Here is an 8,324-nt window from a genome sequence, read left to right as displayed (position 1 = left end):
ACCCAGAACTGCCCCCCCAAAAAACCATCCGAGAACCCATCCAAGAATTTACTCCCGAACCCGACAGCCACTCTGAATCCCTCGAACCCGAACCCGAACTCGACAACTCAAACCCCTCATCGAATGGCTTCCAACCTCCGTCCTCTTCTGCCGAGATTTATGGGAAAGTCCACGTTCGACGCATTTTCACCTCGTTATTTCCCAACAATCCCTCTCTAAATTCGCAACCGCCCAAGGATTTGTGAAGAGCAGCGAACTGAAAGTCTCTTAGAGCCATAGATCGTGGAGAATGGATCGTCTCTAGCATTGACTCGTCTGTTCGTTCTCATTCCCTTTTTCCAAAAGCAAGAAGTTTCATATTCACCCAAATATGCCCGTTCTCACTTCTTGAGAGTAGTTTTTATCGTCACAATTGAGAATTATTGAGAGTGAATAAGTTTAATTACTTAGAAATCTTTCACAACATTCGTTATTTTTCACCGATCGGATATTCCTCTCGGAGCAACTTTTTAGCAGTCTGCGACCGATCTTCGAGAGCGTAGATGATTTTTCAACATCCTAGAAACGAGTTGAAAAATCTATGAGTGCCAGAAAGTCTAAAAAGGAGCAAAAACTCGTTTTCGCGTACGCGACAGGTTCGGCACGATCGGCATTTCCCGATGCGATCGTGCCAAGCTGTAAAATTGGGAGTTAGCTGAAGGTGGAGTTTTACCTAGACCTTCGACAATATAGACGTTACAAGGGATCTATGCATCCTTAGTCATCCGAACCGAAACAGTTTTTTCCGGAGAATATCAATATCTGGGGGATGCTTAAATCCTGTCCCTTCGAGATTCCGAACCCAGTATTGATAAGTATTAGTACTTATCAATACTGGGAATTCTGCAACTTTAAACAGAGCTGCAAGTGTATCTAAAAACAGGCAAAATACTTCGATAGTTTATCGACACATAAAATTCTTAATAAATTTTAACAATTAATTGGTATTAGTTAAACTAATCAAAGCTAAAAACAAAGACAATCAACTTCCCAGCAAAATTCTAAAATTTTAATTAAAAACAATTTTCAATTCATGTTAGGATACAAAACCAGCAAGGAAATAAATGTAACTTTCGGCTTCAAATCATTATTCAGGAGCATCAAAAACGATCTCGAGAAATTCAATCTGGGGATTCATAAAATTTGCTCCTGCGCGGTAATTGGCAAAAAAAATACACCTCTACACATAAGGAGCAATTATGGTACAAGCGAAGGCAGGATTTAAAGCAGGGGTACAAGATTACCGCCTGACCTACTACACGCCAGACTACACCCCCAAAGATACAGATATTCTGGCTGCTTTCCGATTCATCCCTCAGCCGGGAGTCCCTCCGGAAGAAGCATCAGCCGCCATCGCCGCCGAGTCTTCTACCGGAACCTGGACGACAGTTTGGACCGACGGACTCACGGATCTCGATCGCTATAAAGGTCGCTGTTACGATTTTGAAGCAGTTGCTGGGGAAGATAACCAGTACATTTGCTTTATCGCCTATCCCCTAGACCTATTTGAAGAGGGTTCGGTCACCAACTTACTGACCTCTCTAGTGGGTAACGTTTTCGGGTTTAAAGCTCTGCGGGCACTGCGTTTAGAAGACCTTCGCATTCCCATTGCTTATCTGAAAACCTTCCAAGGACCGCCCCACGGTATCACCGTCGAGCGCGATCTGCTTAACAAATACGGTCGCCCTCTGCTCGGTTGCACCATTAAGCCTAAATTAGGTCTGTCGGCGAAGAACTACGGTCGTGCCGTTTACGAATGCTTGCGCGGCGGTCTCGACTTCACCAAAGACGACGAGAACATCAACTCTCAGCCCTTCATGCGCTGGCGCGATCGCTTCCTGTTCGTTCAAGAAGCCATCGTCAAAGCTCAAGCCGAAACCAACGAAATTAAAGGTCACTACCTCAATGTGACTGCCCCAACCTGCGAAGAAATGATGCAGCGGGCTGAGTTTGCCAAGGAAATTGGCACGCCCATCATCATGCACGACTTCCTCACCGGTGGCTTCACTGCCAACACCACTTTGGCTCGCTGGTGTCGCGACAACGGTCTGTTGCTGCACATTCACCGCGCCATGCACGCCGTGATCGATCGTCAGAAGATCCACGGCATTCACTTCCGCGTCCTGGCCAAGTGCTTGCGGATGTCTGGTGGCGATCACCTCCACTCCGGTACGGTGGTCGGTAAGCTCGAAGGTGAAAAAGGCATCACGATGGGCTTCGTTGACTTGATGCGCGAAGACCACATCGAAGAAGACCGCGAGCGCGGTATCTACTTCACCCAAGACTGGGCCTCTCTACCGGGCGTGATGCCGGTGGCTTCCGGTGGTATCCACGTCTGGCACATGCCGGCTTTGGTGGACATCTTCGGCGACGATTCCTGCTTGCAGTTCGGTGGTGGAACCTTGGGACACCCCTGGGGCAACGCACCGGGCGCAACCGCCAACCGCGTGGCACTCGAAGCCTGCGTCCAGGCCCGCAACGAAGGTCGCAACCTGATGCGCGAAGGTGGCGATGTGATTCGCGAAGCTTGTAAGTGGAGTCCCGAACTTGCCACGGCTTGCGAACTGTGGAAAGAAATCAAGTTCGAGTACGAAGCGATCGACACCGTTTGATTTCGACGAACGATTCGACCGAACGCAGCAATCGACACCGAACGATTCGGCTCGACGATGGTAGATGTTAGATGTTAATAAATTGTTAATATCTAACATCCACAGTCTGGTGCGTTCTTTTGAATCCGGGCTGGGATGGGGGAAAAAAAATGGATACGAAGCAAGTTGCCAAAGAAACGGCAAAAGTGTTGCAAAGTTACCTGACCTACCAAGCTGTACAGATGGTAATTAAGCAATTGTCTGAAACCAACCCTCCTTTGGGTATTTGGCTGCGACAATTCTCCTCAAACAACAGGATTCAAGATGGGGAAGCCTATTTGCGAGACCTGATGGGAGAAAAGAAAGATCTCGTTTTGCGGATTTTGACCGTTCGAGAACATCTTGCAGAAGAGATGTTGGATTTTATGCCAGAAATGGTGCGAACGGGAATCCAACAAGCAAATATCGAGCACCGCCGTCAGATGTTAGAGCGCATGACTCAAACCCAAGACCCCAGCTCGATCGATCCAAATGATGTCACTCATCCCGAGAGCGACATCAACGATTCTCCCGACTAACTATTATTTCTGATTTCACCAACAGGAGCTAATTTTCATGAAAACGTTACCCAAAGAGAAGCGTTACGAAACCCTCTCTTACTTGCCTCCCTTAGACGATCGTCAGATCTCCAAGCAAATCGATTATATGCTCGATCAAGGATTTATTCCGGCGATCGAGTTTGAGGAAAATCCCAGTCCTTCCGATCACCACTGGACGCTGTGGAAGCTACCTTTGTTTAGCGTTTCAACCTCCCAGCAGGTTCTCAACGAAGTGCGCGAATGCCGTTCGGAAAACCCCAACTGCTACATCCGCGTGGTAGGTTTCGATAATATCAAGCAGTGCCAAACGGTCAGCTTCATCGTTTACAAGCCCAACACCAGCCGTTACTAAGTTGAAGTCATTCAACTTAACGCTCTAGCAATATAGTCTAAATACTGATGCTTTCAGTTGTTTTCTCAATGGAAACGGCTGAAAGTTTTTTGTTGTCGGTTTTTGTCTCAACGGTGCTGAAACTACCAAGGACTACCGATGGTGGTAAATGCAGACCAATAGTAGGGATGAGAAAGATTAGTATTTTCGATGTGAGACAGTGTTGGCGGCAGGAGAATGCTGCCGTGCAAACCCGAACCGCGCAACTCGCCCGACTCTACCCTCACATTACCGCGAATCATCGCGATTTGAGCTTGTCGCAATGCTTCGGCTTTGACCGGTGCATCTTTCAAGTAGCTGTAAAACTCCGTCATCAATGCCAAAGTCCCCTCATCGCTGACGTACCACAAACTCGCCAATGCTGATTTTACCCCGGCAGCCACCGCTAACCCGGCAAAACCCAACTCTGCATCCGCATCTCCCACAGCAGTTCGGCAAGCCGACAGAACCAGTAGTTCCACGGCCGGATCGTTCCAACCCAACTGTCGCAGTTCGTCGAGGTGTAACTTCTCATTCCACAGTTGGATGTATGAATTACTCGGATCGCCCGATTGGAATTCGCCATGGGTTGCCAGATGAACGATCGGGTAAGAAAATTCTTGACGTTGAGCGACTAAATTCGATCGGGTAAAACTTTTGTCGATAAACGCTTCTCCCTGCCAGATCTCCTCGGTAATAGTGGAGAGTTCCACCGGAACGGCGGGTAGGGGGTTGAGATTTTCAAACGTACTCGCCCCCATTCCCAGTGCTTGGGTATTCTGTAATGCCCGATAGCGGGTGTCAATGAGGCTGAGGCTGGGAATCATGCTGAAGCTGTATTGTTCCACCAAAAACCGATCGCCATCGTGCAATGCAGCCATCGGGAGAGTTCGCAACCCCTCATCCATCGAAAACAGCAGGGTATCGGTTGCGGCAACGGCGAGTTCGTCTTCTAGAGGGGCAATCAGCCATTGATAGAGTTGTTGGGCGCTTTCGAGATAGCGATCGGAATTGCGATAGCGAGGAGCGGTGAGGAGGCGGCGCAATTCCCGCGCGGTGGCGAGAACTTGTTCTTTGCCGACACCGGAAACCCGTTGGCGGACGGGAACGCCATCGGGGGCGAACAGCACCAGTTCGATTTGCTCCGGCAGAAGATTAATATAAACCACCGCCGACTGATTACCCGTTTGTTCGGCAATTCTCCCCAATGCTTCTTTGGCATTTTCCACGCCGCCAGACTCTTCCGAACGATCTTCGCCGAAGTAGTTGGCATATTCGTTATTTCGCTGTCGTTCGATGGTCGCGACTTCCGCCATCGAAATCGCCGTTGAGGAACTACTGAAGGTATTGAAACTATCGGAAATTGCCAGAACGCTACTGGGATTGGCTTTTTGGGAGATCGCGTCGATACTGTTATCTGCCAGACTCGTATAAATATCTGTGTCTGGGTTGAAGCTGCGGTTGCGGATCGTTTCAGAGGCGATCGTATCGGGGGATACGGTCAAAATTGTTGCGGTGTCTGGATTGAGAGAAATCGGGTCGATCGCATTGCTGTTGCTGGGAATAACATTTTCCGAGGCATTAGAAATATCTGGGGCGCGATCGATATCGTTATTTTCCGGTACGATTGCTGCCGTCTGGGCGATTGCTTCTGCGAGTCGATCGGATTCTCCAAGTTCCTCGGGCAGTTCGATGGGCAGTTCCACCGCAGAAATCGCCCCAACTCCTTCGTTAAGACTGACAGTTCCATTCCCCAACGCACCCTCGGACACCACCGTTCCCGTATCGATGTTTCCGGCGGCATTCAGAGCAATATCCCCAGCAGTTCCCGTTTCGGCGCGGCTGGTAATGTCTCTGGTGGAAATATTGCCGCCAGTACTGGTGACGGTAATATCGCCGCTATCTTCAAAGGCGATCGAACCGATATCTCCCGTCGTCACGTCCTCCGTCGCCGTCACGGTAATATCCCCCGAATCTCCCGTTTCCGACTCGCTGGTAATATCGAGGGTCGTCACCGAACCATCGGTAGCCGTGACGGTAATATCCCCCGAATCCCCACTGGCAAGGGATGTGAGGTTCCCCGTCGCTACCGTCGTCCCGTTGACGATAATCTCGCCACTATCGCCACCGTCGGCTTGGGTGGTAATCGAACCGGTGTTGACGGTGTTGTTGAGGCTGGTCACGACCAGATCGCCGCTTTCGGTAAAGCCATCAGATATGATGTCCTCAGTTTCGATCGCCCCATTTGCCGAGAGGGCGATATCCCCGGCAACCCCATCCTCAGAATGGGAATTGATGGCTAAAGTCCCCAACAAACCAGAACCGACAGAAGCGGAAATATTGCCATTGGTGCTGGTGAAGTTGATATCGCCGCTGCGGGTTGCCCCCTCCGAGATAATTTGAAAGGTCGTGATGTCACCATCTGCCGAGAGGGTAATGTTGCCACCTTCCCCGTTCGCGGAAAACGAATCGAGATTGGCCGATCCCACATTGGAGTTCCTCAGTGCTGTGGTGTCGATACTGCCGTTTGTGGAGGTGAAGATCAAATCTCCACTCTCAAAAGTGCCTTGGCTGACAACTTGTCCGGTGGTAATATCTCCAACGGCTTCTAGGGTAATATTGCCGGAGTTCGGCCCAGAGCTTTCAAGGCGACTGGCACTCGTATCGATCGCGCCGCCACTGGTTATGCGAATATTGCCTTTATAGGAATTAGCGGTGCGGGTCTCGAGCGCCCCGGTGGTAATATCGCCCCCGGCTTCTAAAACGATCGCCCCTCGTTCTCCCAGACTCGAATCGCTGCTATCACCCGTAATGGCGGTTTCGATATCTCCGGCAGTGGTATCGATATTCACCCCCTCTCCACCCGAAACAGAGATATTCCCCCTACTAGTATTGATATCGGCCAGAACGATATCTCCGGGTTCGTCGAGAGTTCCCACTTCCAGGGTAATATCCCCCCGACCGGAAGAAATTTCCGTTCCCGGTGCCTGAAAAATCCCCCCCGGCCCCGCTTCGCGCAAATTAATGTCGGCATCGTCGCTATTGGCTTGCAGGAAAATATTTCCATTCCTCTCAGACGTGTCGATATCGGCATTCACGTGAATGCTGCGTCCGGCTCGAAATTCCAGGGAGGAAACGGAATCGGTGACGATATCTTCTTGGATGGTGATGTCGTTGTGTGCCAGCAGAGAAACCGAACCGGTTTGCTGACTTACCAGATCGGGATCGGTGGTGACATCGCCATCAATAGCGGTGAAAGAGGCATCCGTACCATCCTCGGCGATCGTTAGGTTGCCGATGGTGATGCTTCCCTCTTCTCCCGGTGCGAGCAAGGAAATATTGCCGTTATTGGTACCGATCGACCCGCCACTGGTATCCACCACACCGCTGGTGCTCTCAAAGGTAATATCGCCCCCCGGATTGCCTGTGGAGAGGATTTCCCCGGTGAGAACGTCGAGTTGGGCATTTAAGGCGATCGCCCCGCCGGTTCCCGTCGTCGCACTGGCATCGAGAGACCCCGATCGGGTATTGACTTCTCCTTGGCGGCTTTCGAGGGTAATATCTCCCCCATCAATCTTGCCGGTGGTATCGATCTCGATCGCGGTAATATCGCCATCGGCGGTAATGGCTACTGTACCCCCAGTTCCTGGATCGGCGCTAGAGTCGATCGTCCCGCTTGTGGTATCCACTGCGCCATTGGTACTCGTGAGTGCAACAGTCCCGCCGACACCTCGACCGGAGGTATCGATATCTCCGGTCGTAATATCCCCATCGGCGGTAATATCGAGGGTTCCCCCAGTTCTCGCGCCGAGGTCGATATCCCCGCTTGTGGTGTCCACAGCACCGTTCGTACTGCTGAGGGTAACTGCTCCGCCATCTCGCTGCGCGGTGGTAATGTCTGCGGTGGTAATGTCTGCGGTGGTAATGTCTCCGGCGGCAGTGATGTCGATGGTTCCCCCATTTCTCGCGCCGAGGTCGATGGTTCCCCCCGTAGTATCGATCGCCCCCTCGCGACTCTCAAGCGTCACCGTTGCCCCATCTTTGCGACCCGTTCCCGTTATATCGGCAGTGGTAATATCGCCCCGTGCCGTCAGCTCGATGGAACCTGCCGAGCCATCATCGCCGCGAACCTCGATGCTCCCGGTCGTAATTTCGCCGGAGTTACTATCGAACGCAACGAGACCTCCTTGGTTAAAACTACCGGCATTGAGGGAGGTTATCGTAATATCACCTTCGGCATTGAGGATCGCATCGCCACCACTGGTCTGATGACCGCGAGTGGAAATTTGTGCCATCGTCTCGATCGCACCGCCACTGTTGAGAACGATCGTTCCTCCAATATTTTCGGCCTCTGCCAAGATATCGCTGGTGGCGATATTACCACCAGCGCTCAAGCGAATGGTTCCCGCACTTCCCGATCCGACTTCAATCCCAAGTCGTTCGTCGAGCACGATCTCGCCACTGCTGGCGGTAATGGTTCCGCCACGGGTATCGATATTTCCCCCCGAACTGGTGAGGGCGATCTCGCCCCCGATACCGTCTCCATCATCGCTACTGGCATTGAGTTCGCCGGTTGTAATATCTTCCGTTGCCGTCAAATCGATCGACCCGCCAGTTGCCGACTCGGCAGAGGTACTGGTATTGAGAACGCCTAGTTCGATCGCGCCGTCGGTGGCGTTGAGTGCGACACTGCCGCCATCGCCTGTGGTGGAGGATGTATCGATC

Annotated in this window: 5 protein-coding genes; 4 read left to right on the top strand and 1 reads right to left on the bottom strand. The window is 51.4% G+C overall.

Features of this window, described 5'->3' with window-relative positions:
- The 4 genes from IQ235_RS12305 to IQ235_RS12290 all read left to right on the top strand — a co-directional run.
- Positions 1-245: hypothetical protein (locus IQ235_RS12305; protein WP_264321754.1), on the top strand; the 245-nt coding region annotated here is incomplete at its 5' end.
- Between the two features lie 993 nt (positions 246-1,238).
- Entirely contained in the window at positions 1,239-2,651 is a 1,413-nt protein-coding gene (locus tag IQ235_RS12300; protein ID WP_264321753.1) for a form I ribulose bisphosphate carboxylase large subunit, read from the top strand.
- Positions 2,652-2,800: 149 nt separating this feature from the next.
- The gene (gene rcbX, locus IQ235_RS12295; protein ID WP_264321752.1) at positions 2,801-3,208 is read left to right on the top strand and encodes a RuBisCO chaperone RbcX; all 408 of its coding nucleotides are present in this window, start codon (positions 2,801-2,803) and stop codon (positions 3,206-3,208) included.
- Between the two features lie 37 nt (positions 3,209-3,245).
- Complete coding sequence (locus IQ235_RS12290) at positions 3,246-3,581, top strand: ribulose bisphosphate carboxylase small subunit (RefSeq protein ID WP_264321751.1); 336 nt, start codon at positions 3,246-3,248, stop codon at positions 3,579-3,581.
- A 122-nt stretch (positions 3,582-3,703) separates the two neighbouring features.
- Here the strand turns inward: IQ235_RS12290 and IQ235_RS12285 are convergent.
- On the bottom strand, positions 3,704-8,324 hold a 4,621-nt coding region (locus IQ235_RS12285; protein ID WP_264321750.1), incomplete at its 5' end, for a CHAT domain-containing protein.

This window comes from Zarconia navalis LEGE 11467 (genome assembly GCF_015207075.1).
In the GTDB taxonomy this organism is placed as follows: Bacteria; Cyanobacteriota; Cyanobacteriia; order Cyanobacteriales; family Geitlerinemataceae; genus Zarconia; species Zarconia navalis.
The sequence above is the reverse complement of the archived record's forward strand: the minus strand, read 5'-3'. Positions and strand labels throughout refer to the sequence as shown.

Excerpts from the sequence above, each read along its gene's own strand:
- IQ235_RS12300 (WP_264321753.1), top strand. The coding sequence starts at position 1,239 with ATGGTACAAGCGAAGGCAGGATTTAAAGCAGGGGTACAAGATTACCGC.
- rcbX (WP_264321752.1), top strand. The coding sequence starts at position 2,801 with ATGGATACGAAGCAAGTTGCCAAAGAAACGGCAAAAGTGTTGCAAAGT.
- IQ235_RS12290 (WP_264321751.1), top strand. The coding sequence starts at position 3,246 with ATGAAAACGTTACCCAAAGAGAAGCGTTACGAAACCCTCTCTTACTTG.